Genomic DNA, 23,654 nt, shown 5'->3' on the forward strand with positions numbered 1-23,654 from the left:
AGCGCCGTCTCGAACCATGCAGGCCTCGCTGCTGCAGCCGGGCCTTCATCCTTCGAGACGCGCGTTCCGCGCTCCTCAGGATGAGGATCGAAAGCTAATCCCCCGCCTTCAGCCGGTACCCGATCCCCGTCTCCGTCAGCACATATTGCGGGCGTTCGGGGTCGGCTTCGATCTTCTGGCGGAGCTGGCGGACATAGACGCGCAGATATTGTGCGTCGGTGAGCTCGTCCCAGAGCTCCTTGAGCAGGAAACGATGGGTCAGCACCTTGCCGGCGTGCTGCACCAGCACGCGCAAGAGATCGTACTCCTTCGGTGACAGCTTTATCTCGCGCTCGCCGACCTTGACGATGCGACGCACGAGATCAACCGAGAGATCGCCGGTGCGGAACACCGGACGCTCGCCCTTGACCTGGAGCTGGTGCCGCAGCGCCGCGCGCAGGCGCGCCAACAGCTCGTCCATGCCGAACGGCTTTGTCAGATAATCGTCGGCGCCGAGATCGAGCGCCTGCACCTTGCCGGCCTCGTCGCCGCGGCTCGACAGCACCACGATCGGCACGCCCTCGTTGCGGCCGCGGATGGTGCGCAGCAATTCGTGGCCCTGGATGTCGGGCAGGCCGAGATCGAGAATGATCAGCGCGGGTTCTTCCGCGAGCTTCTCGAGCGCGGTCTTTCCATTCGACGCTTCCAGGATCTCGTAGCCTTGCGTCGAGAGTCCCATCCGCAGCAATTTTCGGATTGGCGGCTCGTCGTCGATGACCAGAACCTTGATCGGGGCGGCACTCATGCGGCTGTATCCAATGCGTGGGTCCGTGCCGGAACGGGCAGCCGGATGGTGAGGATCGCGCCGCTGCGGTCGCCGCGGTTGGCGGCCGAGATCGTGCCCTGCATCGCCTCGACGAAGCCGCGGGAGATGGCGAGCCCCAGCCCGGTGCCGGGACGGACATGGTCGCCCTTCTGCACGCGATAGAACTTGTCGAACACGCTCTCGAGCTCGTCAGGCGGAATGCCGCCACCCTGGTCGGCGATCTCTAACACAACTTGATTCCCTTCGCGCCGGCTGCGGATCGAGATGGTTGTATCGGGCAGCGAATATTTCGCCGCATTGTCGAGCAGATTGAACAACACTTGCTCGAACAGCACGGCATCGAGCTGAAGCATCGGCAGATCGGCGGCCAGCACCAGTTCCACCTTGTGCGCCGTCAATATCTTGCTCGCACGCCGCAGCGCGCTGCCGACGATCTCGCCGAGATCGTGCAGTGCCGCGTTGGGCACGATGGCGCCGGATTCGAGCTTTGTCATGTCGAGCAGATTGGCGATGAAGCGGTTGAGCCGCTCGGACTCGTCGATCACGGTGGCGAGCAGATCGCGCTTCTCGGTGTCGGACAAGGCACCGGCGAGATCGCGCATGGTCGAGGCCGCGCCAAGCACGGAGGCCAGCGGCGTCTTGAGATCGTGCGAGATCGAGGTCAGCAGCGCAGAGCGCAACCGCTCGGATTCGACGGTGCGCTTGACGCGATCCACGTCCTCGACCAGCAGCACGCGCTCGATTGCCAGTGCGCCCTGGTCGACGAGTGCATCGAGCAGCCGGCGCTGGTCCGGGGTCAGCAGCGGACCGGTGCGATCATTGTCGATACCGATGACACCGATCGGACCACGCCCGGTGCGCATCGGCAGGAACAGCCGCTTGGCGCCGGGAAGCGTGTCCGAGCCGCGGCCGGCGGGACGATCATTACTCCAGGCCCAATTGGCGGCGGCGAGATCGGCCTGCTCGATCTGGTCCTCGGGCGGATAGCCGGACTTCACTGTGAGCAGCCCTTCCTCCGGCAGCAGCAGGACCACGCGAACCTTCAGCATCAGCGCGGTTTGATAGGCAGTTGCCCAGAGCACGTCGTCGAGCGTGCCGGTGCCCGTGAGCTTGCGGCTGAACGCATAGAGCTGCTCGGTCGTGCGGATGCGGCCGAGCGCGGTGTCCGCCTGCGTGCGCACCCGCCCGGCGACATTCGATACCACGAACGCGATCAACATGAAAAAGAAGAACGCCGCAACATTGGTCGGGTCGGTAATCGTGAAAGTGTAGACCGGCGGCAGGAAGAAGAAGTTGTACGCCAGCGACGCCGCGACGCTCGCAAGGAGCGACGGCCACAACCCGTAGCGAACAGCCACGGCGACAACCGCGGTCAGGAACATCAGGTCGACGTTTTCGATGCCGAAATACGGCTTGATGGCCACCGCTGCGGCAAGGCCGAGCGCGGTGATCCCGAGCGCCTTCAAATAGGGACGAGCATCAAACGCCTCTGCCCGTGCCGCCGTCTGAACCGCCGTCTTCGGCGCCGGCTCGGCCGCGAGCTCATCGCCGGGAATGACGTGAACGCTGATATTGCCGGAACTGCGCACGAGATCATGCACGACGGAGCCGCGCGTCAGTTCGAACCACCGCGAGCGCGTCGATTTCCCGATCACGATCTGGGTGACGTTGTTGCCTTGCGCGAAGTTGATGACGTCGTCGGCGATGCGGCGGCCGACAGCGGGAATGGTCAGCGCTTCACCGCCGAGCGATTCGGCAAGCCGCAGCGTATCGGCGAGACGATCGCGTTCCTCGTCCGAAAGCTGGAGCGACCGCCGGGTCTCGATCGAGATCGCGGTGAATTGCGCATGCAGCCGGTCGGCCAGCCGTTTGGTGTAGCGGACGAGCCCGGCCGCGCGCGGATCCTCGCTGATGCAGACGAGGATGCGCTCGCCCGCGGCCCAAGGGCCGGCGATGGCATTCGCCTGCATGTGATTGAGAAGCTGCTCGTCGACCCGCTCGGCCGTACGCCGCAGCGCCAGCTCGCGCAGCGCGGTCAGATTGCCCGGCGAGAAATAGTGCTCCAGCGCCCGCTCGGCCTGCTTGGGCACATAGACCTTGCCCTCCCGCAGCCGCTGGATCAGATCGTCGGGCGTGAGGTCGATCAGCTCGATCGCATCGGCGCGGTCGAAGACCGAGTCCGGCACGGTCTCGCGCACCCGCACATGGGTGATCTGGGCGACGACGTCGTTCAGGCTCTCGATATGCTGGATGTTGACGGCGGTGTAGACGTCGATGCCGTGGGACAGCAGCTCCTCGACGTCGAGATAGCGCTTGGGATGGCGGCTGCCGGCGGCATTGGTATGAGCGAGCTCGTCAACCAGCGCGATCCGAGGGCGGCGCTCGATCACGGCATCGAGGTCCATCTCCTCGACGCTCTGGCCGCGGTAATCGAACCTCTTGCGCGGCACAACCTCGAGCCCGCGCACCAGCGCCTCGGTCTCGGCGCGGCCATGGGTCTCGACAAAGCCGACCACCACGTCGATGCCCGCCTTGCGCCTGGCATGGGCGCTTTGCAGCATCTCGTAGGTCTTGCCGACGCCGGGGGCGGCGCCGACGAAGATCTTCAGCTTGCCGCTCGCGCTCTCCTCCCGGCGCGCGGCTTCAAGCAGCGCCTCAGGGGACGGACGTTGTTCGGGATCGCGGCGCTCTCGGACCATCAGGCCAATATAATCATCCGCCCGCCCCCAGCCTAGACCGCTACTTCGCGGTGGCGCGATCGAGCGCGAGGTTCAGTGCCAGAACGTTAACCCGCGGTTCGCCAATCAGGCCGAGCAAACGGCCCTGGGTGTTGGAGGCCACGAGCTGCTTGACCTGATCGTCCGGCAGATTCCGCGCCTTCGCCACCCGCGGCACCTGAAATTCAGCCGCTTCCGGCGAGATGTCCGGGTCGAGGCCGCTGGCCGAGGTGGTGACCAGGTCGACCGGCACGGCGGCGTTCGGATTTTCAGCCTTCAACTTGTCCACATCCTCCTTGAGCCGGTCGGCCAGCGCCTTGCTGGTTGGGCCAAGGTTGGAGCCGCCCGAGTTGGCCGCGTTGTAGGGCGCCGACACCGTCTTGGTCGAATCATTCGGGTCCGGCGCCAAAGTCGCCGAGAGGCGGCCATGGAAATATTTGTCCTCCTTGAACTCCTGCCCGATCAGGGCGGAGCCGATCACCTTGCCGTCCCGCTCGATCAGGCTGCCCTGCGCCTGCGAGGGGAAGATCGCACCGGCAATTGCGGTCATTGCGAGCGGATAGGCCAGGCCGGTGATGGCGGTGAGCACCAGCAGCAGGACGATGGCGGGGCGGATTTCTCTGAGCATGTTAGGTCTCCAAATCTTTCGTCATTGCGCGGGGCGCGGTGCGCCCCGCGGCGACGATCAAGCCAGATGCAAGGCGGTGACGACGAGGTCGATCGCCTTGATGCCGATGAAGGGAATCACGATGCCGCCGAGGCCGTAGATCAGGAGGTTGCGCCTCAGCAATGCGCCGGCACCGACCGCGCGATAGGCCACGCCCTTCAGCGCCAGCGGGATCAGCGCGATGATGACCAGCGCGTTGAAGATGATCGCCGACAGGATGGCGCTCTGCGGGCTCGACAGGTTCATGACGTTGAGCACGTTGAGCTGCGGGTAGAACGCCAGGAACATTGCCGGGATGATCGCAAAATACTTTGCGACGTCGTTGGCGATCGAGAACGTGGTCAGCGCACCGCGTGTCATCAGCAGCTGCTTGCCGATCTCGACCACCTCGATCAGCTTGGTCGGGTTGGAATCGAGGTCGACCATGTTGCCGGCCTCGCGGGCGGCCTGGGTGCCGGTGTTCATGGCGACGCCGACGTCGGCTTGGGCAAGCGCCGGCGCGTCGTTGGTGCCGTCGCCGCACATGGCGACCAGCTTGCCCTTGGCCTGCTCGTCGCGGATCAGCTTCAGCTTGTCCTCGGGCGTTGCCTGCGCGAGGAAATCATCGACGCCCGCCTCCGCCGCGATCGCAGCGGCCGTCATCGGGTTGTCGCCGGTGATCATGATGGTGCGGATGCCCATGCGGCGCAGTTCTGCGAAGCGCTCGCGGATGCCGCCCTTGACGATGTCCTTGAGCTGGATGACGCCGAGCAGCTTGCCGTCCTTGGCGACCGCAAGCGGCGTTCCGCCTGCTTTCGAGATCTCGTCGGCAATGGTCTGGACTTCACGGCCGGCGTCGGAAAGCACCGCAGGCTGGATGGCGCGCGCGGTGTTGCCGGAGGCAACGGCCAGCGGCGCACCGCCGCCGACATAGTTGAGCATGGCATCAACCGCGCCCTTGCGCACCGACGAGCCGCCGGCATCGACACCGCTCATGCGGGTTTGTGCCGTGAACGGAATGAAGGTGGCGCCAAGCTCGGCCATGTCCCGGCTGCGAATGGAATACTTCTCCTTCGCCAGCACGACGATCGAGCGGCCTTCCGGTGTCTCGTCGGCGAGCGAGGCGAGCTGGGCTGCGTCCGCGAGCTCCTGCTCGGTGACGCCGCGCACCGGGCGAAAGGCAGTGGCCTGGCGGTTGCCGAGCGTGATCGTACCGGTCTTGTCGAGCAGCAGCGTGTCGACGTCACCGGCAGCCTCGACCGCGCGGCCGGACATCGCCAGCACGTTGAAGCGGACCAGGCGGTCCATGCCGGCGATACCGATCGCCGACAGCAGCGCGCCGATCGTGGTCGGGATCAGCGTCACGAACAGTGCGACCAGCACGACCACCGAGATCGAGCCGCCGGCATAAGCCGCATAGCTCGGAATGGTGACGGTGGCGAACACGAAGATGATGGTGAGGCCTGCGAGCAGGATGTTGAGCGCGATCTCGTTCGGCGTCTTCTGGCGCTCGGCGCCCTCGACCAGCTTGATCATGCGGTCGATGAAGGTCGAGCCTTGCGCGGCCGTGATGCGGACGCGGATCCAGTCGGACTGCACCTGCGTGCCGCCGGTCACCGCCGACCGGTCGCCGCCGGACTCGCGGATCACGGGCGCGGACTCGCCGGTGATGGCGGCTTCGTTGACGGAGGCCACGCCCTCGATCACCTCGCCGTCGGAGGGGATGACGTCACCGGCCTCGACCAGCACGATATCGCCGACCTTCAGGCTGGTGCCCGGCACCAGCGTGAAGGCCTGGCCCGCGCCGCTCAGGAGCTTGGCCTGGCTCTCGGTGCGGGTCTTGCGCAGAGATTCCGCCTGTGCCTTGCCGCGGCCTTCGGCCACCGCTTCGGCGAAATTGGCGAACAGCACCGTGAACCAGAGCCAGAGGATGATCTGGAAGGTGAAGCCGAGATTCTCGCCGCCGGTGACGAGGTCGCGCAGAAAGATCACCGTGGTGAGCGCGGCCACGATCTCGACCACGAACATCACGGGGTTCTTGATCATCAGCCGCGGGTCGAGCTTGGTGAAGGACGCGCTGATCGCAGGCAGAACGATCTTGGGATCGAGCATTGCCGACATCGGGGCACGTTTTTGCAGTTTCATCGTATCCATGGAGGTCACTCCAAACAATCAGAAGACGTTGCCGGCGTTCATCGCGAGTTGCTCGACGATCGGGCCGAGCGCGAGTGCCGGGAAGAAGGTCAGGCCGCCGATGATCAGGATCACGCCCACGACGAGGCCGACGAACAGCCCACCCGTGGTCGGGAACGTGCCCGCCGACGGCGGGATCGACTTCTTGGCGGCCAGCGAGCCCGCAATCGCCATAGCCGGAACGATCATGAAGAACCGGCCGACGAACATCGCGGATGCGAGCGTGAGGTTGTAGAACAACGTGTTGCCGGTGAGGCCCGCGAAGGCCGAGCCGTTGTTGCCGGTCGCCGAGGTGAAGGCGTAGAGCACCTCGGTGAAGCCATGCGGGCCGGCATTCGCCATGGAGGCGACCGCCGCCGGATAGACCACGCCGACCGCGGTCCAGCCGAGATACATCAGCGGCAGCACCAGGATCGCGAGCATCGCCATCTTGACTTCGCGCGCCTCGATCTTCTTGCCGACATATTCCGGTGTGCGGCCGACCATCAGGCCGGCGACGAAAATCGCGAGCACGACGAACAGCAGCATGCCATAGAGGCCGGCGCCGACGCCGCCGATGATGACTTCGCCGAGCTGCATGTTGATCAGCGGGATCATGCCGCCGAGCGCGGTGAAGCTGTCATGCATGGCGTTGACCGCGCCGCACGAGGCGGCCGTGGTCACCACAGCGAACAGCGAGGATGCGACGATGCCGAAGCGGACTTCCTTGCCCTCCATGTTGCCGCCGGTGAGGCCGAGCGCATGCATCATCGAGGTGCCGTTGGCTTCTGCCCAGTAGGTGATGGAGACACCGGCGATGAACAGCACGCCCATCACCGCGAAGATCGCCCAGCCCTGGCGCTGGTTGCCGACCATGCGGCCGAACACATTGGTCATGGCCGCGCCGATCAGGAAGATCGAGAGCATCTGCACGAGATTCGACAGCGCGGTCGGGTTCTCGAAGGGATGGGCGGCGTTGGCGTTGAAGAAGCCGCCACCATTGGTGCCGAGCATCTTGATCGCGACCTGCGAGGCCACCGGGCCGACCGCGATGGTCTGCTTGGCGCCTTCGAGCGTCGTGGCCTCGACGTAAGCACCGAGCGTCTGCGGCATGCCCTGCCAGACCAGGAACAGCGTGTAGACGACACAGATCGGCAGCAGCACGTAAAGTGTCGTGCGGGTGACGTCGACCCAGAAATTGCCGACCGTGCGCATCGAGGCGCGCGAGAATCCGCGGATCATGGCCACCGCGAGCGCGATGCCGGTCGCCGCCGACAGGAAATTCTGGTGCGTCAGGCCGAGCATCTGCACGAGATAGGATACCGTGCTCTCGCCGCCGTAATTCTGCCAGTTGGTGTTGGTGATGAAGGAAATCGCGGTGTTGAAGGAGAGATCCTGGGCGACCGCGCCCTGCCCGGCCGGGTTGAAGGGCAACACCGCCTGAAGCCGCATCACGCCGTAGATGATGAGGAAGCCGCCGACATGGAACAGCAGCATCGAGACCGTGTAGGTCAGCCAATGCTGCTCGCGCCTCTCCTCGACGCCGGAAAACCAGTAGATGCCGGCCTCGATCGGCCGCAGCACCGGCGACAGGAACGTCCGCTCGCCGTTGAAAACGCGCGTCATGTACCAGCCGAGCGGCTTGGTCAGCGCGACAATGATCGCGCAAAAGAGAATGATCTGGAGCCAACCGATCATAGTCATGGCATCAACCCTTTAGGACGTTTGACCTGCGCAGGAGCGGCAGGATCAGGGCAAGCAGGCACGCGACGAGCGCGGCGTCCGCGAGCAGCAATTCGAGAAGCAGCAGCACGGGTCAGAACCGCTCGGGCCGCAGCAGCGCGTAAGTGAGGTAGAACAGGAGACCGAGCGAGACGACGGCGGCGAGCGAATAATCGAAGGTCATGGTCCGCTCCCTCACAGCCGTTCGCAGGCGTAGGTGTAGCCGATCGCGAGCGCGAAGAAGCCAAAGCCCAGCGCCAGCATCAGAATGTCCATCATGGGAATGCTCCTCGTTGCGGCTTTATGTCGGACGCAACCGTTTCTCAGGCGTCCGGCGAGCGCGTGGAACGAAGGAAATGCAAAGCATTTCCACGGCACCAGCCGGGACTTTTGACCGTGTTGAAGTGCCACCACCGGCATAGGTTTTCGAGATGAGGCCTATGGCGAAGTTATATGAATTCCATAAAGGCCGACGCGTCGTGGCTGTCCGCCATGTGGCGCCGACACTGTATTCCGGGCGGTCGTTCCGAGCCGGCAGCGCAGCGACACAAGCCAGCGTTGCTTTCACTACCGTTGTTAAGGCAGGCCATGGCCAGGGTCTTTTCAAAAAGCCCTGCTTCTATAAGCCTCGACCTTCGGCGGCGACGGCGGCCGGGGATCTGTCGCTCTTATCCGGAAGATTCCGTGCACTTATGAAATCCTTATATCTCCCGTCCCGTCCCCATCTCGTTTTCAAATGCGCTTCCAGCCATCTTGGAGAGGCCGGCCGACTGACCGACGCCAATTCCAGGAGGCCTGACATGACCGCCGTTCTCCGACGCCTTGCCCCACCTTCCCTCAACCAGCAGCTTCGCGCGGCACCGGCAATGACGCGTCCGCTGATGCTCGACATCATCGATCAGGCCTGTCGGCGCTTCCCGTCGCGCGGGCGGAGCGAGCGCAGTGCGCGTATCATGCGCCTGGTCGATGCCGAGGCCTGGACCGACGCCGCGCTGGCGCTGATCGAGCTCGAGCTGCCGCTGTGGCAGGTCCGCCGCATCGCCTATGACGAGGGCGAGTGGCATTGCGCGCTGTCGCGCGAGCGCGAATTGCCGGACTGGCTCGACGCCGCTGTCGAAGCCCGGCATGCCGATCTCGCACTGGCCTTGCTGTCGGCCTTCATCGAAGTACAGGCATTGGCCRTGGAGGTATCGCGGCCGAGCGTTCCCACCGTGCGCCCCGCCCCGGACCCGCTCTATCAGCCGGTCGCTTGCGAGAATTTCAGCTAGGCCAAGCGGAGGTTCGCGCCTTGCCGCAATCTTCAGACATGTCGCGGGGCCTCAGCCCGACGCGGTTGATCGCGCGCTTTGCCGTCCGCATCGCACTGCTCGTCGCCTTTGCAGCCTTCGGCAGCGTCGGCTTTGCACGCAGCCTCTCCGCTCTGCTCTGGATGTCGATCATCCTGTGCGCCCTCGCCGGCCTCGTCAGGCGCGAGCCGCTGTTCGGTGCCGTCCTCAATCATTGGGACGAGGGCGTTGCCTTCGGCGCCCTGTTCGCGCTGGTTCAGGTCGTCAACGAGCTGGCCTGAACATCGGGCTTTATGACCTTCCTATGAGATCGTCGCGCAGCCTCACTCGAAATCATATTCGCTTGAAAAGATATTGATCGGGTGGTCGCGGGACACGCACCCGCCGCCCGCGTCAATCGGAAGGAATACGAAAGTGAAACTCGTCGAACCTCCCTCGTGCAGCTCTCCCTCGACCATCGTCTTCATCGGCCGCAACCACAGGGGACAGTGGGTCGCCCAGCAGCAGAACGGCCTCTACGGTGGCCTGTTCGTCAACCGCGCCCAGGCCATCAAATATGCGCTGTTCGAAAACGGACAGCATCCCGAGACCATCATCGAGCTGCCACGCGAGATCGAGCTCGACATGGGCAGCAGGCCCGATGCCGCCGCTCCCAAGCGCGCCGCCTGAGTTCCTCGGCAAAAACCATGTTCATCCCACCCTCCGCCTGGTTCACCGGGTTCATACCGGACCTGCCGACGCCGTTCGATTCGGCCGACGCGATCGACCTGAAGGCGTTCGCCGCGCTCTGCGAGCGTCAGATCGCAGCCGGCGTACCCGCGCTGGTGGTGTCTGAGACCGCCGGCGAGGCACCGACGCTCTCGCCGGCCGAGCAGGCGCTGATCATTCGCACCGCGGTCGATGTCGCGCGTGGCCGCGTGCGGATCATTGCCGGCGCCGTGTCGAATTCAACGAGCCACGCCATCGAACTCGCGCGGCGCGCGGAGGCCGCCGGGGCCGATGCCGTGATGTCGGTGGTGCCCGCCTACAACAAGCCGATGCAGGAAGGAATGCTCGCGCACTTCCGCGCCATTTCCGGCGCGATCGGCCTGCCCGTGATCCTGCACGACGCACCCTCCCGCACGCTGCGCCCGCTCGCCGACGAGACGCTTCTGCGTCTCGTCGAATCGCGCCAGTTCGTCGGCCTGCGCGATGCGAGCGGCGACATCACCCGTCCGATGCGCCTGTCCCGCCACCTGCCTGCCGGCTTTCGCTGTCTATCCGGCGACGACACCACCGCCTTCGGCTTCATCGCGGACGGCGGCGATGGCGCGATCTCGGAGATTGCCAACGTCGCGCCGGATCTCTGCCGTACGATTTTTTCACATGTCAGGCAGGGCCGGCTGCAATCCGCCCGCTACCTGCACAGGCGCCTGATCCCCTTGATCGCCTGCCTCGGGAAGGAGAGCCCGGCCGCACTTAAATGTGCACTCGGCGTGCTTGGCCTGATGTCGCCCGCCATAAGGCTTCCGATCGTTCCGCTGGACGCAGCCGCGCAGAGGGAAGTGGTACGCGCGTTCGCCGCGATCGCCGACGAGGAGCTGATCGACCGCGTCGGCGCCTGAGGCGTCGCACGGCATCCGGGTATCCCCATGCGGCAATCAATCGAAAGGCCTCACAGGCTGCTCCGCGCCTGGCAGCTCGCGCTGCTGCGATTTGCCGTGACGCTCGATGAGTCCGACAGGCTTAATGTCGCCGCGCTCGCGGCGGAGCTCGATCATCTGGGCGGCGGCGCCAGGGACTCCCTCCACTTCTTTCGGCGGACCAGCTCGCAACTCTGTGCGGCCATCAGCGGGCAGCGGCAGAGTGTGGAAGCGACGCTGGAATGCTTCTGCGAGCAGATCGAGGAACCGCGGCTGCGGAACGCCTTTGCCGCAGCGATCGGGATGACGCATTCGGATCCTGCGCCGTCTCAGGCCCGGCCGAAGCGGAACCCCGGTCTCTTCAGAGGGCTGCCGGCGCGACGGTCGGCATCCTTATAGCATTCCTATACTGGTGCCTCGGCGCTCATCTCGCAATCCTACGCAACGATGGACATCATAGGAGGCAGATTGCGGCGGCCTCGGCCGCCGCCATGCTGACGAAGGAATGCAGACATGTCGATGCTGACACATGGCGTTGAGCGCTCCCTTGGCTGGGCCGAACGCCCCGCACGGATCTCGCCGGAGCGCAAGGCGCAGCTCAAGCGCATCGCGCTCAGCGCGCTGACCCTGCTCTCGATGGGCAGCGTGCTCGCAGCGCTGATCGCGCTGAAGACCGCGATCTATGTCTGGCACCTCCACGCCTGACGGCATGGGAGACCATCATGACCTTGCAGATGTGTGAGGAGGCCGCCATGGCCGCGATCGCCCTTCAAGCCACGCGCCGCCAGCCCGAGCGACCGACAATGGCCGCGTCCGCGGCGTGCCTTGGACCGATCGACCCGGATGTCATAAGCACCGCCATCCCCGCCTTCTTCATCGGGCGCAACAGCGCCGGCCTCTGGGTCGCGCGCGAGGCGCATGGACGCATCGGCGGTCTCTTCCTGTTCAAGAGCTCAGCGGTCGATTTCGCCAACCGGCAGAGTGGCCTCGCAAGATGCGCGCTGGTGTTTCCCGCCGAGACCTTCGAGCTCGATATCGAGAACCGCGGCAATCCGCTGATTGCGCTGGCGGAGGGCGCGAGGCGGCTCCTGGCCCGCGCGGCGGCAAGGCTGCGGACATGATCGAGCTCAAGATCGCCATCCTGGTTGCGGTGATGGGGGCATTGCTGCTCGGCATGCGCATCGGCGCCGCGCCTGCCACGGACAAGTAGCATGCAGCTCCTCAAGGGAAATCTGGAGCAGGCGGTCACGACGACGATCCTGACCATGGGCGCGATCCTGACAATCGTGATCACGCTCGTGGCACGCGGGCTGGGAGTTTAGAATCCGGCACATCGATGGACCGTGAATTGACCATGGCTGCCTACGCGGCGAGCAGCCGGGTGCGCGGCGCCGTCGCGATGCCCGCCTGAGGCCGCGTATCCCCGCGAAAAGATCTGGCCGATCTGGCGCAATTTCACGGAACCGTGTAGATCGGTTTCATGAGCACAAGCAGCGTCAATGTCGTCGCCCACCCCCTGGTCCAGCACAAGCTCTCCCTCATGCGGGAGAAGGACCGCTCGACCAAGAGTTTTCGCGAGATCCTGAACGAGATCGGGATGCTGCTCGGCTACGAGGTGACGCGCGATCTGCCTTTGGAGCTGGTGGAGATCGAGACGCCGATCTCCCCGATGCGGGCACCGAAGATCGCCGGCAAGAAGCTCACGCTGGCGCCGATCCTGCGCGCCGGCGTCGGCTTCCTCGACGGCATGCTGGCGCTGATGCCGTCGGCGCGCATCGCCCATATCGGGCTCTACCGCGATCCCGAGACATTGCAGGCCGTGGAATATTACTTCAAGGCGCCGCAGGACCTGTCCGACCGCACCGTGATCCTGATGGACCCGATGCTGGCGACCGGCAACTCGGCCTGCGCCGGCGCCTCCCTGCTCAAGGCGCGCGGCGCCCGCGACATCCGCTTCGTCTGCCTTCTGGCCGCGCCCGAAGGTATCGCGCGATTCCAGAGCGAGCATCCCGACGTGCCGGTCTGGACCGCCGCGATCGACGAGCGGCTCAACGACCACGGCTACATCGTGCCGGGCCTGGGCGATGCCGGCGACCGGATGTTCGGCACCAAGTAGACAGGTCTGCGCGATCGGGTTAGTCCGGTTGCCATGAGCGTCAACCAATTTTCGCTTCAATCGCTGATCGGTGCCGAAGGTGCCGAGCCCGCCTTCGTGTTTGACGGCAGGCCGGTCTCGCGCGCGGAATTCTCCGGAAAGGTCGAGCAGACCGCCGCATGGCTTGCCGCGCAAGGCATCGGCCAGGGCGACGTGGTCGCGGTCTGGCTGGTCAACCGGGTCGAATGGATCGCACTGCTGTTAGCCGCCGCCCGCTGCGGTGCGATCGTCGCCTCGGTCAATACCCGCTACCGCAGCGCGGAAGTCGGCCATCTGCTCAAGGTGTCCGGCGCCAGGCTGATGGTGGTCGAGGCCGCGTTCCGCTCGATCGATTTTGCCGCCATCCTCGCCGAGGTCAGCAGGGACGAAGTGCCCGCGCTGCAAAGGCTCGCGGTGGTCGGCGGAGATGCGATCCCCGCACACTGGCCCTGTGTGCGCTTCGATGCGTTCGAGAAGTCCTATCTGCCAGCACCGCCGGCGCAGGACGATGTCGATCTGCCGGTGCTGCTCTACACGACATCGGGCACGACCAAGGGACCGAAGCTCGTCGCGCATTCGCAGCGGACGCTCGCCACGCACGCCGCCTCCGTCGCCAAGGCGCTAAAACTCGCGCCACAGCGCCATTCGTTGCTGGCCATGCTGCCGTTCTGCGGCACCTTCGGCATGACCAGCCTGCTCGGCTTCATAGCAGCCGGCGCGACCATCCATGTGCTCGATGCTTTCGAGGCGGCATCAGCGTCGAAGGTCCTTGGCGAACACAAGATCACGCACGCCTTCGGCTCCGACGAGATGTTCCGGCGCATCCTCGCGCTCGCCGACACACCACGGCCATTCCCGCATCTCGAAGTCTGCGGCTTCGCCGCGTTCCAGCCCGGCTGGCGTGAGCTCGCCACGGAGGCCGAGGCGCGCGGCATGCCGCTGTTCGGCCTCTACGGTTCGAGCGAGGTGCAGGCGCTGTTCTCGATCGCCCGCCCCGGTGATGCCTTCGCCGATCGTATCGAAGGCGGCGGCTGGCCGATGTCTCCCGACGCGAAGGTGCGCGTGCGCGATACCGAGACCGGGGAGCTGGCGGCGCAAGGCGTCTCCGGCGAGATCGAGATCAGCGCGCCCTCGTGCTTCCTCGGCTATTTCAACAACCCGGATGCGACGCGCGATGCGATCACCGCCGACGGCTTCTTCCGCACCGGCGACATCGGGCGGATGCGCGGCGACGGCGCCTTCGTCTACGAGACCCGCGCGGGCGATGCGATGCGGCTCGGCGGCTTCCTGGTTGCCCCCGGCGAGATCGAGGACGAGCTCAAAGCCTGCACGGGGGTAGCCGACGCCCAGGCTGTCGCGATCGATCTCAGGGGTCAGGCGCGCTGCGTCGCCTTTGTGATCCCGGCCAAGGAGCCGCCGCAGCAGGAGATGCTGGTTGCGCGCCTGCGCGAGCGGCTGGCCGGCTACAAGGTGCCGGCCCGAATCTATATCGTCGACGCTTTCCCCGTCACCGACAGCGCCAACGGTGTGAAAATCCAGCGCGCCCGGCTTCGCGCCATGGCAATGGAACGGATCGCCGCCGAATAGGCCGGCCTGTTTCAGATAGCTCGCTAGTGCGCGGCGCGAAGTTGTGCCGACAGCGCATCGCGGTGCCCGGGCGCCGCGATCGCGATCATGCGGCGCGCGCGCTCGGCAAGTCCGCAACCGCGCAGCTCCGCAACGCCCCATTCGGTCACGATGGCATCGACGTCGGCGCGCGGCGTCGTCACGGTCTCCACATTGACGACAATGCGGCTGGTCCCGTCGGACGCCGTCGCCGGCAGCGCGATGATCGCCCTGCCCCCGGGCGATGCATTGGCACCGCGCACGAAATCGAGCTGCCCGCCGATGGCGCCGATCGCGACGCCGTTCAGCGTCTCGGAATTGACGCTGCCGTCGAGCCCGACCTGGAGCGCCGAGTTGATCGCGACCAGCCGGCTGATCCGCGCCAGCACGTTCTGGCCGTGCGTGTACAACGTCGGTCGCACCGAAACAGCCTTGTTGTCGTGCACGAAGCGATAGAGCCGCTTCGTGCCGATCACCTGGTTCGTCACCGTGATCCCGGCATCGATTCCCTTCTCCGCATTCGTCACCGCGCCGCGCTCGATCAGGTCGACGACGGCGTCATTGATCAGGCCGGAATGGATGCCGAGATTGCGCGCATGCGACAGCGAAGACAGGATCGCATCCGGAATCCGGCCGACGCCGAACTGAAGCGTGCTGCCGTCGGCGATCAGGCTCGCCGCATGTGACGCGATTTTCCGTGAGACGTCATCAAGTGGCGCCGGCGGCAGTTCGACGGGCGGACGGCGAGCGGCGACCCGCAGATGGATCGGCGCGTCCGCAGGCCATTCCGCGCCAAACGTCCAAGGCGCATCCGGATTGATCTCGGCGACGACGATGCGCGCGCCCCGTGCGGCATCGATGACATAATCGTTGGAGAGGCTTGCGCTCAATCGACCATCGCCGGACTCGGCGAGTTGCACCAGCACCACATCCGCACGGTGGCGCCGTGAGGCGAAATCGGCGCAGAAGGCGCTGTAGTTGCTCGGGATCACGTCGAGCCGTCCCGCTTTCGCGAGCCGCCGCGCATTGCCGATCACACCATAGCTCTGGAACGAGATGTTGGGCGCGCACGCCGCGGAAAAGGTGTCGGAGAATATTGGACCGACCATCATGCGGAACGCCGGCAGATGCCCGGCTTGCGCGACCAGCGCTTCGGTCAGGGTGACCGGCTCAGCCGTTGCCTGCCCGCACACGACACGGTCGCTCTCCCGGATCAGGCCGGAGAAGTCGAGGTCCATTGGCCTCCCCGCTAAGCGATCCGCGCGAAGACTAGTAGGACTTCGCCAGTCCGAGCACCTTCTCCGCAATGAAGCTGAGCGCGAGCTGCGGGCTGACCGGCGCGATGCGCGGGATCAGGACCTCGCGCAGATAACGCTCGACGTGGAATTCCTTGGCGTAGCCGAAGCCGCCATGGGTCATCACCGCCTGCTCGCAGGCGTGGTAGCCGGCTTCGCCTGCGAAATACTTCGCGGCGTTCGCGCCAGCGCCGCAGGGCAAGCCCTTGTCGTACTGCCAGGCTGCCTGCATCACCATCAGCCAGGCTGCCTCGAGCTCGACCCAGTTCACCGCGAGCGGATGCTGGATGCCCTGGTTCTTGCCGATCGGCCGGTTGAACACCACGCGCGTCTTGGCGTATTCGGTCGCGCGCGACAGCGCGAGCTTGCCGAGGCCGACGGCTTCGGCGGCGATCAGGATACGCTCGGGGTTCATGCCTTCGAGGATATACTGGAAGCCCTTGCCCTCTTCGCCGATGCGGTCCTCCATCGGGATCTCGAAATCCTCGAAGAACAGCTCGTTGGAATCGAYGATCTTGCGACCCATCTTCTCGATCTCGTGGACCTTGATCTTCTTGCGGTCGAAATCCGTGTAGAAGAGGCTGAGGCCATGGGTCGGCGAGCGCACGTCCTCCAGCGGCGTGGTGCGCGCCAGCAGCAAAATCTTGTGCGCGACCTGCGCGGTGGAGATCCACACTTTTTGGCCGTTGACGATGTAGCGGTCGTTCTTGGCCACAGCACGCGTCTTGAGCTGGGTAGTGTTGAGCCCGGTGTTGGGCTCGGTGACGGCGAAGCAGGCCTTCTCGCAGCCCTCGACCATCGGCGGGAGCATGCGCTTGCGCTGCTCTTCGGTGCCGAACACGACGACGGGATTGAGACCGAACACGTTGATGTGCACGGCCGACGCGCCGGACATGCCGGCGCCGGATTCCGCGATGGCACGCATCATGATCGCGGCTTCGGTGATGCCGAGCCCGGAGCCGCCATATTCCTCCGGCACGCAGATGCCGAGCCAGCCGGCATCGGCCATCGCCTTATGGAAGTCATGGGGAAAGCCGCCGTCGTGGTCCTTCTTCAGCCAATAGGCGTCGGGAAAGTCCTCGCAAACTTTTGCGACGGCGGCACGAATGGCTTCCTGCTGATCGGTGAGCGCGAAATCCATGTTCTTGATCTCCTTATTGGGAGCCGGGCTCCGATCCTAGCGCCCCATCTGCGAGGGCAGCCAGAGAATGATCGAGGGGAACGCCACCAGGATCGCGATCGCGATCAGGTGGGCGATGAAGTGCGGGAAGGTACCGTGGAAGACTTCCGCCACCGGCCGCTTGGCGTAGCGGGCGACGATGAAGCAGTTCAGCCCGACCGGCGGCGTGATCATGCCGACCTCGGCGGTCACGATCTTGATGACGCCGAACCAGATCGGATCGAAGCCGAGCGTCTTGATCAGCGGCAGCACGATCGGCACGGTCAGCACCAGGATCGCGATCTGGTCCATGAACGAGCCGAGCACGATATAGCCGCACAGGATCAGCGTGATGATCACCCAGCGCGAGGCCGGCAAGGACCCGATCCAGGCGACGAGGTCCTGCGTGACATGGGTGAGCGTGAAGAAATAGCCGAAGATCGAGGCACCGACCAGGATCATGATGATCATGCAGGTGCCGTGGCAGGCGCGCAGCAGCGTCGCATAGAGCGATGACGGCGTGATCTTGCCCTTGACGATGGCGAGCAGGAAGGCGCCGAACGCACCGAAGGCGGAGGCTTCCGTCGGCGTCGCGACGCCGAGATAGATCGTGCCTGTCACGATCGAGAACAGCACCACCATCGGCGAGACCTGCCACAGCAGCGCGAATTTTTCCCGCCACGGCACTGATTTCGCAGCGGGCGCGCGCGAGGGATCCTGCCAGACCAGGAAGTAGATCGTGGCCATGATGGTAAACGTCACCAGGATTGCCGGGATGATGCCGCTGATCAGCAGCTTGCCGATATTCACCTCGGCCAGCAGGCCGAAGATGACGAGCGCAACGCTGGTCGGCAGCAGCATCGACAACGTGCCCGAGATCGCAACGACGCCCGCGGCCATCTTCGGCTCATAGCCCTGACGAATCATTGCGGGAAGGCTGGTCGAGGACAACGTCGCGGCCGAGGCCGTCGAGGTGCCGCAGATCGCGCCAAAGCCGGCACCGGCGAGCGCGGTGGCCATGCCGAGGCCGCCGGGGATGCGGCCGACCCAGGCAGAGGCGGTCTTGAACAGATCGTCCGCGACGCCCGAGAGCAGCACGAGGTCTGCCATCAGGAGAAACATCGGAATGGTGATCAGCTCGTAGGCCGAGACGGTCGAGAGCGGCGCGGTTTGCAAGATGCCGAGCAGCGTGCCCCATCCGCCGACCATCACGAGGCCGACCGAGCCGGAAAAGGCCATGGCGAAGCCGACGGGCGTGCCAAGCGCGAGCAAGCCGAACAGCAGGGCGAGAACGATGAAAGGTGTCATGGATATCGCCCGTTACTCGAAGCCGCGTGCTTCGCCGACACCGGTCACCGGCGGCAGCGGATACAGATCGCGGCCGCTGACGAGGCTCAGCACATTGCCTACGAGCTGCAGCGCGAGCCGCAGCACCAGCACGCCGCAGCCGAACGGCACCAGCGCCGCCGAAATCCAGGTCGGCCAGGGGATCGCGCCGGAGAGCACGTCGTGCTGCTCGTAATTCTCCAGCGCGCGCTCGAAGCCGACCTTGCAGATCAGGATGAACACGAACAGGCCGGCGAGCGCCGTGACGATCTCGGACAACCGCCGCCCGGTCAGCGAGAAGCGCGACAAGAGGATGTCGACGCCGACATGGACATGCTCGCGCAACGCATCCGACAGTGTGAAGAAGAACACGCCGGCGAGGAGATAGAGCCCGATCAGATCATAGGTGAAGGAGAAAGGGCTGTTCAGCGCGTAACGCATGAACACGTCGGCCACCACCAGCAGCATGATCACGAACATGAACACCACCGCGATCACCGTCAGCGCGCGCTCCAGCGCGCCGAGCACATCTCCTGCTCGTTTGATCACCTCTAGCGTCTCCCTGTTGGATGTCGGACTACCTGGCGCTCTACTTGGCGCCGCCGGCGGCGAGCAGATCGTCGAACTCCTTCAGCGCGGCGGAGGCCTGCTTGCCGCGGCTGTCGAGCCCGCTCGCCCACTCCTTGCCGACGCCCTTGAGCTTGTCCTTGATGTCGGTGCGCGTCGCCTCCGGCAGCGGATCGAAGCTGATGCCTTCGTCCTGCATTTGCTTCTTGGTGACTTCGCCTTCCTTTTCGACGCCGGCGCAGGCTTGCGGCGTAATCGCCTCCGAAGCCTCGTTCATCGCCTTCTTCACGTCGTCGGGCAGCTTGTCCCAGACCGACTGGTTGATCGAGTAGGCGACGATGAAGCTGCCGAAGCTGACGCCTTCGGTGGCGTGCTTGACCAGCTTGTCGAGGCCGTAGGAGACGACGCTGTCCAGCGGGAACAGCAGGCCGTCCATGGTACCGCGCGACAGCGACTCATAGGCATCGGGCGCAGCCATGCGCACCGGCACGGCGTTGAGCGCACGCAGCGTCAGGTCCTGCGCACCGCCCGTGGTGCGCAGCTTCAGGCCCTGCATGTCCTTGGTGGTTTCCACCTTCGACTTGACGGTCCACACCTGGTAGGGCGGCAGCACCACGGCGAGCAGCAGCTTGATCTTGTTCGGCGCGTATTCCTGCTTGGCGAGAATGCCTTCACGCGCGATCTTCCAATAGGCGAGCGTGCCCTGGCAGCTGGTTGCGAACGCACCCGGCAATTGCGCGACTTCCGAGAGCGGCATCTTGTCGGAGACATAGGACGGTCCGATGTAGCCGATGTCGACCACGCCGGACTGCGTCAGACGCAGCATGTCGGCGGCTTTGCCGATCTGCTGGTTCGGATAATAGGTGAAGGTCACCGTGCCATTGGTGCGCCTGGTGACGTCGTCCATCCAGGGCTTCAGCATCAGGCGGACGAGATAGTGACCGGCGGGGAAGCTATCGGCGACCTTCAGCTCCAGCGCCTGCGCCTCCAGCGTCGAGACCGGCAGCGAGAGAGCGAGCACTGCTGCGGCCCTGACCAGATTCTTCTTCATGTCGTTCTCCTTGACGCGTCCCCACGCCGAACGCGGCAGCGAATTGCTGCGGCGCCGTCCGGCCCTCGCTCTATTTCTTGCTTGAAAATGTACATATAGGTGAATTTATATGTCAAGTATATGAACTATTCATGGGGCTATGCGCCGTAGACCGGAGCCGCCGAATTGACACGGCTACTTTATGAACTCTAACTCCACGTATATGAATTTATCCAACGAGGCCTCATGGGACCGCTCGCCGGCTTCACCATTCTCGACCTGACCTCGGTGCTGATGGGCCCCTACGGCACCCAGGTGCTGGCGGACATGGGCGCGGACGTCATCAAGGTCGAAAGCCCCGAGGGCGACATCGTTCGCCAGATCGGTCCCGGCCGCACGCCCGGCATGGGCGGGATGTTCCTCAATGCCAATCGCGGCAAACGCAGCATCGTGCTCGACCTGAAGAAGACGGAAGGCCGCGACACCTTGCTGCGGCTGGCGAAGCACGCCAACGCGCTCGTCTACAATGTGCGCCCGCAGGCAATGGCGCGGCTCGGCCTCGACTACGAGACACTTCGCGAGATCACCCCCGCGCTCGTCTATGTCGGCGCGTTCGGCTACGGCCAGTCCGGGCCCTATGCCGCAAAGCCCGCCTATGACGATCTGATCCAGGGCGCCGCCACGATTCCGACGCTGCTTGCGGCGGCCGGCGACGGCACGCCGCGCTACGTCCCCGTCACCATCGCCGACCGCATCGTCGGCCTGATGCTGGTCAATGCGATCATGGGCGGGCTCATGCATCAGAGCCGCACCGGCGTCGGCCAGCGCATCGACGTTCCCATGTTCGAATCGATGACGGAGTTCGTGCTGGTCGATCATCTGGGCGGGCTGACTTACGATCCGCCGCTCGACCATGGCGGCTATGCCCGCCTGCTGTCGCGCTATCGCCGCCCTTACAAGACCAGCGACGGCTATCTCTGCGTCCTCATCTACAACGACAAGCACTGGCGCAGCTTCTTCGAGGCGATCGGGCAACCTCATTTTCTCGATCAGCCGCGTTTCGCCAACCACGCGTCACGCACGAAACACATCGACGAGATCTACGAGGAGATCGGCCACATCTTCCTCACACGCACCACCGCAGAATGGCGCGATCTGCTCGAGCGCGCCGACATTCCGGTGATGCCGATGCATACTCTGGAAACGATCCTGGACGATCCGCATCTCAATGCGATCGACTTCTTCAGGACCGTGGATCATCCCGTGGAAGGCCGCATCCGCCAGATGCGCGTGCCCTCCACCTGGAGCGTGACCCAGCCGGAAGCCGCCGGCCCCGCACCGACACTCGGCCAGCATGGCCGCGACATTTTGCGCGAGGCCGGTTTCTCGACCGAGGAAATCGAACAGCTCGCAGAGCAAAAAGCAGTTCACCTGGCCGCGCCGCCCTAACGGCAGCGCGGGCCAAATCGCAACGATACAGGGAGGAAACCGCGATGGCCGGACTTTATTTCGAGGACTTTTCCGTCGGCCAGGAGTTCAGGCATCCGCTGACCCGGACCGTCACGGAGATGGACAACACCATGTTCAGCCTGCTGACGCTCAACCCGCAGCCGCTGCATATCGACGCACATTTCGCTGAAAAGACCGAGTTCGGCCAGCGCATTTTCAACAGCCTTTACACCCTCGGCATCATGATCGGCATGACGGTCTATGATACGACCATGGGGACCACCGTTGCCAATCTCGGCATGACCGACGTCACGTTCCCAAAACCGGTCTTCCATGGCGACACCTTGCGGGCGACGACGAAGGTGCTTTCGTTGAGGGAATCCAAATCGCGCCCGAGAGCGGGTATCGTCGAGTTCGAGCACCACGCCTTGAACCAGAATGACGAGATCGTCGGCAAATGCCGCCGCATGGCGATGATGCACAAGAGGCCGGCCTGATGCGTTCGATGCTGTTCGTGCCGGGCGATTCCCCGCGCAAATTCGAGAAGGCGAGCGAAGGCAAGGCCGACGCGCTGATCATCGATCTCGAGGATTCCGTCGTCACCGACAAGAAGCCGGAGGCGCGCACCCTGACGCTTGCGATGCTGAAGGGCCGCCCCGGCCCGCATCAGCTCTATGTCCGCGTCAACGCGCTCGACACCGGCCTGACGCTCGCCGATCTCGCAGCGGTGATGCCCGGCAAGCCCGACGGCATCGTGCTGCCGAAATCGCAAGGCGGCGATGACGTGCGCCAGGTTGCGACCTGGCTCGAAGCCTTGGAAGCAGCCGCCGGTATCACCGTCGGCGCGACGCGCATCGTTTGCGTCGCGACGGAGACGGCCAGTTCGATCTTCGGCCTTGGCAGCTACAAGGGCTGCTCCCCTCGCCTCGCAGGCCTGATGTGGGGTGCGGAGGATCTCTCGGCTTCGCTGGGCGCCACGGAAAAGGCCTCGGGCGGCGTATTCCACAGCCCTTACCGCCTCGCGCGCGATCTCTGCCTGATGGCGGCGGCCGCAGCCGAGGTCGCACCGATCGACACCGTCTATACCGACATCGACAACCTCGCCGGCCTCGAGCAAGAAACGCGCGCGGCGCGCCGTGACGGTTTTTCGGCGAAGGCGCTGATCCATCCGAAACATGTCGACGTCGTCAACGCGGCATTCGAGCCGACCGAGGCTGAGCGCACCTGGGCGGAAAAAGTGATCGCCGCATTCGCGAACAATCCGAACTCCGGCACGCTGCGGCTCGACGGCCAGATGATCGACAAGCCGCACCTTCGCGCCGCGAAGAAGATCCTCGGCCAGACCTAGATTGGAACGCCGCCACCATGATCGTTCGCCAAGCCGCCAACGTCCTGGAGATCATGGAATTCTTCGCGCAAACGAGGAAGCCGGCGACGCTTGCCGAGATCGCCGATCATTTCGGCTGGCCGCGCTCGTCGACCWTCAACCTGCTCGCGACGCTGTCCGAGAAGGGCTACCTCTATGAGCCGCGGCCGCGCGCCGGATTCTATCCGACGCCGCGCTGGCTGGCGATGGCACGGATGATCTCCGAGGTCGAGCCGCTGCCGCCGTGGACGCATCAGCTGATCGCAGATCTCTCCGCCGAGACGGGTGAGACCGCATCGATCGTGGCGCCGGCCGGCGTGATGGCGGTGTTCATCGACGTCGTCGAATCCCAGGCCGCGATCCGCTATTTCGCGACCATCGGCCACCGCGTGCCGATCCACGCCACCGCCAGCGGCCGCGCCCTGCTGCTGCAATATTCGCAGGAAGAGCGCGACTCCGTCTATCGCAAGATCGAGTTCAAGCAATACGGGCCCTCGACGCCGATCAGCATCGAGGCGGTCGAGATCGAGCTGCGCAATTCGATCGCGCGCGGCTACTGCCAGAGCTTCGCCGATTACAGCCGCGACCTCGCCGGCGCGGCGATCCCACTGCCGATCGGTGATCGCCGGCTCTCGGTCGTCGTCGCAGGGCCGGAATTTCGCATTGGTCCAAAAGTGCCGGAGGTGGCCGCGCTGATCGCACGGACCGTCGACCGGCTGCGGCCGAAGACGACCGCGGCCTAAAGCCGGAGCC

Annotated in this window: 24 protein-coding genes and 1 pseudogene; 12 read left to right on the forward strand and 13 right to left on the reverse strand. The window is 64.9% G+C overall.

Annotation, left to right across the window (positions count from 1 at the left end; translation table 11 throughout):
* Positions 1 to 94: 94 nt before the first annotated feature.
* The 7 genes from AC1DW2_RS05815 to AC1DW2_RS05845 all read right to left on the reverse strand — a co-directional run bounded on the left by AC1DW2_RS05815 (position 95) and on the right by AC1DW2_RS05845 (position 8,482).
* A complete protein-coding gene (locus AC1DW2_RS05815) occupies positions 95 to 784 on the reverse strand; it encodes a response regulator (protein ID WP_028147071.1) in 690 nt (229 codons plus the stop codon).
* Entirely contained in the window at positions 781 to 3,504 is a 2,724-nt protein-coding gene (locus AC1DW2_RS05820; RefSeq protein ID WP_477005411.1) for a DUF4118 domain-containing protein, read from the reverse strand. Before AC1DW2_RS05820 ends, AC1DW2_RS05815 begins: the two co-directional genes overlap by 4 nt.
* A gap of 40 nt (positions 3,505 to 3,544) precedes the next feature.
* On the reverse strand, positions 3,545 to 4,150 hold the full coding sequence (locus tag AC1DW2_RS05825; protein ID WP_063981392.1) for a K(+)-transporting ATPase subunit C: 606 nt from the start codon (positions 4,148 to 4,150) through the stop codon (positions 3,545 to 3,547).
* 57 nt (positions 4,151 to 4,207) lie between these two features.
* Complete coding sequence (gene kdpB, locus AC1DW2_RS05830) at positions 4,208 to 6,322, reverse strand: potassium-transporting ATPase subunit KdpB (protein ID WP_166344025.1); 2,115 nt, start codon at positions 6,320 to 6,322, stop codon at positions 4,208 to 4,210.
* An 18-nt stretch (positions 6,323 to 6,340) separates the two neighbouring features.
* Positions 6,341 to 8,044, reverse strand: coding sequence for a potassium-transporting ATPase subunit KdpA (kdpA, locus tag AC1DW2_RS05835; protein ID WP_477005412.1), 1,704 nt, complete (start codon positions 8,042 to 8,044; stop codon positions 6,341 to 6,343).
* A gap of 112 nt (positions 8,045 to 8,156) precedes the next feature.
* The gene (locus tag AC1DW2_RS05840) at positions 8,157 to 8,246 is read right to left on the reverse strand and encodes a K(+)-transporting ATPase subunit F (RefSeq protein ID WP_041953522.1); all 90 of its coding nucleotides are present in this window, start codon (positions 8,244 to 8,246) and stop codon (positions 8,157 to 8,159) included.
* Positions 8,247 to 8,257: 11 nt separating this feature from the next.
* The gene (locus tag AC1DW2_RS05845; RefSeq protein ID WP_085965673.1) at positions 8,258 to 8,482 is read right to left on the reverse strand and encodes a hypothetical protein; all 225 of its coding nucleotides are present in this window, start codon (positions 8,480 to 8,482) and stop codon (positions 8,258 to 8,260) included.
* A 380-nt stretch (positions 8,483 to 8,862) separates the two neighbouring features.
* Between AC1DW2_RS05845 and AC1DW2_RS05850 the strand changes: the two genes are divergently transcribed.
* From AC1DW2_RS05850 to dapA, 4 genes are all read left to right on the forward strand, one after another.
* On the forward strand, positions 8,863 to 9,330 hold the full coding sequence (locus AC1DW2_RS05850; RefSeq protein WP_477005413.1) for a hypothetical protein: 468 nt from the start codon (positions 8,863 to 8,865) through the stop codon (positions 9,328 to 9,330).
* A 20-nt stretch (positions 9,331 to 9,350) separates the two neighbouring features.
* On the forward strand, positions 9,351 to 9,629 hold the full coding sequence (locus AC1DW2_RS05855; protein WP_081369150.1) for a hypothetical protein: 279 nt from the start codon (positions 9,351 to 9,353) through the stop codon (positions 9,627 to 9,629).
* 133 nt (positions 9,630 to 9,762) lie between these two features.
* The gene (locus AC1DW2_RS05860; protein ID WP_063981387.1) at positions 9,763 to 10,017 is read left to right on the forward strand and encodes a hypothetical protein; all 255 of its coding nucleotides are present in this window, start codon (positions 9,763 to 9,765) and stop codon (positions 10,015 to 10,017) included.
* Positions 10,018 to 10,034: 17 nt separating this feature from the next.
* Positions 10,035 to 10,952, forward strand: coding sequence for a 4-hydroxy-tetrahydrodipicolinate synthase (gene dapA, locus AC1DW2_RS05865; RefSeq protein ID WP_477005414.1), 918 nt, complete (start codon positions 10,035 to 10,037; stop codon positions 10,950 to 10,952).
* Between the two features lie 36 nt (positions 10,953 to 10,988).
* Here the strand turns inward: dapA and AC1DW2_RS05870 are convergent, their stop codons facing one another.
* Entirely contained in the window at positions 10,989 to 11,282 is a 294-nt protein-coding gene (locus AC1DW2_RS05870; protein WP_166344033.1) for a hypothetical protein, read from the reverse strand.
* A 201-nt stretch (positions 11,283 to 11,483) separates the two neighbouring features.
* On the opposite strand from AC1DW2_RS05870, the gene AC1DW2_RS05875 reads away from it, so the two are divergent.
* From AC1DW2_RS05875 to AC1DW2_RS05890, 4 genes are all read left to right on the forward strand, one after another.
* Complete coding sequence (locus tag AC1DW2_RS05875) at positions 11,484 to 11,675, forward strand: hypothetical protein (RefSeq protein ID WP_063981384.1); 192 nt, start codon at positions 11,484 to 11,486, stop codon at positions 11,673 to 11,675.
* Between the two features lie 17 nt (positions 11,676 to 11,692).
* A complete protein-coding gene (locus AC1DW2_RS05880; protein WP_477005415.1) occupies positions 11,693 to 12,091 on the forward strand; it encodes a hypothetical protein in 399 nt (132 codons plus the stop codon).
* 359 nt (positions 12,092 to 12,450) lie between these two features.
* On the forward strand, positions 12,451 to 13,086 hold the full coding sequence (upp, locus tag AC1DW2_RS05885) for a uracil phosphoribosyltransferase (protein WP_354239483.1): 636 nt from the start codon (positions 12,451 to 12,453) through the stop codon (positions 13,084 to 13,086).
* A gap of 33 nt (positions 13,087 to 13,119) precedes the next feature.
* Positions 13,120 to 14,691: an AMP-binding protein gene (locus AC1DW2_RS05890; protein ID WP_477005416.1), complete on the forward strand. Its 1,572-nt coding sequence runs from the start codon at positions 13,120 to 13,122 to the stop codon at positions 14,689 to 14,691.
* A gap of 23 nt (positions 14,692 to 14,714) precedes the next feature.
* Here the strand turns inward: AC1DW2_RS05890 and AC1DW2_RS05895 are convergent, their stop codons facing one another.
* From AC1DW2_RS05895 to AC1DW2_RS05915, 5 genes are read right to left on the reverse strand one after another with little or no spacing between them, the layout of a single operon-like run.
* The gene (locus tag AC1DW2_RS05895; RefSeq protein WP_477005417.1) at positions 14,715 to 15,947 is read right to left on the reverse strand and encodes an acetyl-CoA hydrolase/transferase family protein; all 1,233 of its coding nucleotides are present in this window, start codon (positions 15,945 to 15,947) and stop codon (positions 14,715 to 14,717) included.
* Positions 15,948 to 15,978: 31 nt separating this feature from the next.
* Positions 15,979 to 17,145 carry an acyl-CoA dehydrogenase family protein gene (locus tag AC1DW2_RS05900; protein WP_477005418.1) on the reverse strand — a complete coding sequence of 389 codons (1,167 nt, stop codon included), beginning with the start codon at positions 17,143 to 17,145 and terminating at the stop codon, positions 15,979 to 15,981.
* Between the two features lie 36 nt (positions 17,146 to 17,181).
* The gene (locus AC1DW2_RS05905; RefSeq protein ID WP_038941832.1) at positions 17,182 to 18,471 is read right to left on the reverse strand and encodes a TRAP transporter large permease; all 1,290 of its coding nucleotides are present in this window, start codon (positions 18,469 to 18,471) and stop codon (positions 17,182 to 17,184) included.
* 12 nt (positions 18,472 to 18,483) lie between these two features.
* Positions 18,484 to 19,038, reverse strand: a complete 555-nt coding sequence (locus AC1DW2_RS05910; RefSeq protein WP_208069839.1) for a TRAP transporter small permease — start codon at positions 19,036 to 19,038, stop codon at positions 18,484 to 18,486.
* Between the two features lie 40 nt (positions 19,039 to 19,078).
* Positions 19,079 to 20,107, reverse strand: a complete 1,029-nt coding sequence (locus AC1DW2_RS05915) for a TRAP transporter substrate-binding protein (RefSeq protein ID WP_477005419.1) — start codon at positions 20,105 to 20,107, stop codon at positions 19,079 to 19,081.
* Between the two features lie 225 nt (positions 20,108 to 20,332).
* Between AC1DW2_RS05915 and AC1DW2_RS05920 the strand changes: the two genes are divergently transcribed.
* The 4 genes and pseudogenes from AC1DW2_RS05920 (at position 20,333) to AC1DW2_RS05935 (ending at position 23,644) form a co-directional block, all read left to right on the forward strand.
* Positions 20,333 to 21,535, forward strand: coding sequence for a CaiB/BaiF CoA transferase family protein (locus tag AC1DW2_RS05920; protein WP_477005420.1), 1,203 nt, complete (start codon positions 20,333 to 20,335; stop codon positions 21,533 to 21,535).
* A 29-nt stretch (positions 21,536 to 21,564) separates the two neighbouring features.
* Positions 21,565 to 22,032 (forward strand): annotated as a pseudogene (locus tag AC1DW2_RS05925) (MaoC family dehydratase); the annotation flags it as partial.
* The gene (locus AC1DW2_RS05930; protein WP_477005421.1) at positions 22,032 to 22,883 is read left to right on the forward strand and encodes an HpcH/HpaI aldolase/citrate lyase family protein; all 852 of its coding nucleotides are present in this window, start codon (positions 22,032 to 22,034) and stop codon (positions 22,881 to 22,883) included. The pseudogene AC1DW2_RS05925 and the gene AC1DW2_RS05930, both read left to right, overlap by 1 nt.
* Positions 22,884 to 22,900: 17 nt before the next feature.
* Complete coding sequence (locus tag AC1DW2_RS05935) at positions 22,901 to 23,644, forward strand: IclR family transcriptional regulator (RefSeq protein WP_477005422.1); 744 nt, start codon at positions 22,901 to 22,903, stop codon at positions 23,642 to 23,644.
* The last annotated feature ends 10 nt before the right edge of the window (positions 23,645 to 23,654 follow it).

The organism is Bradyrhizobium sp. P3_C3, assembly GCF_056402655.1.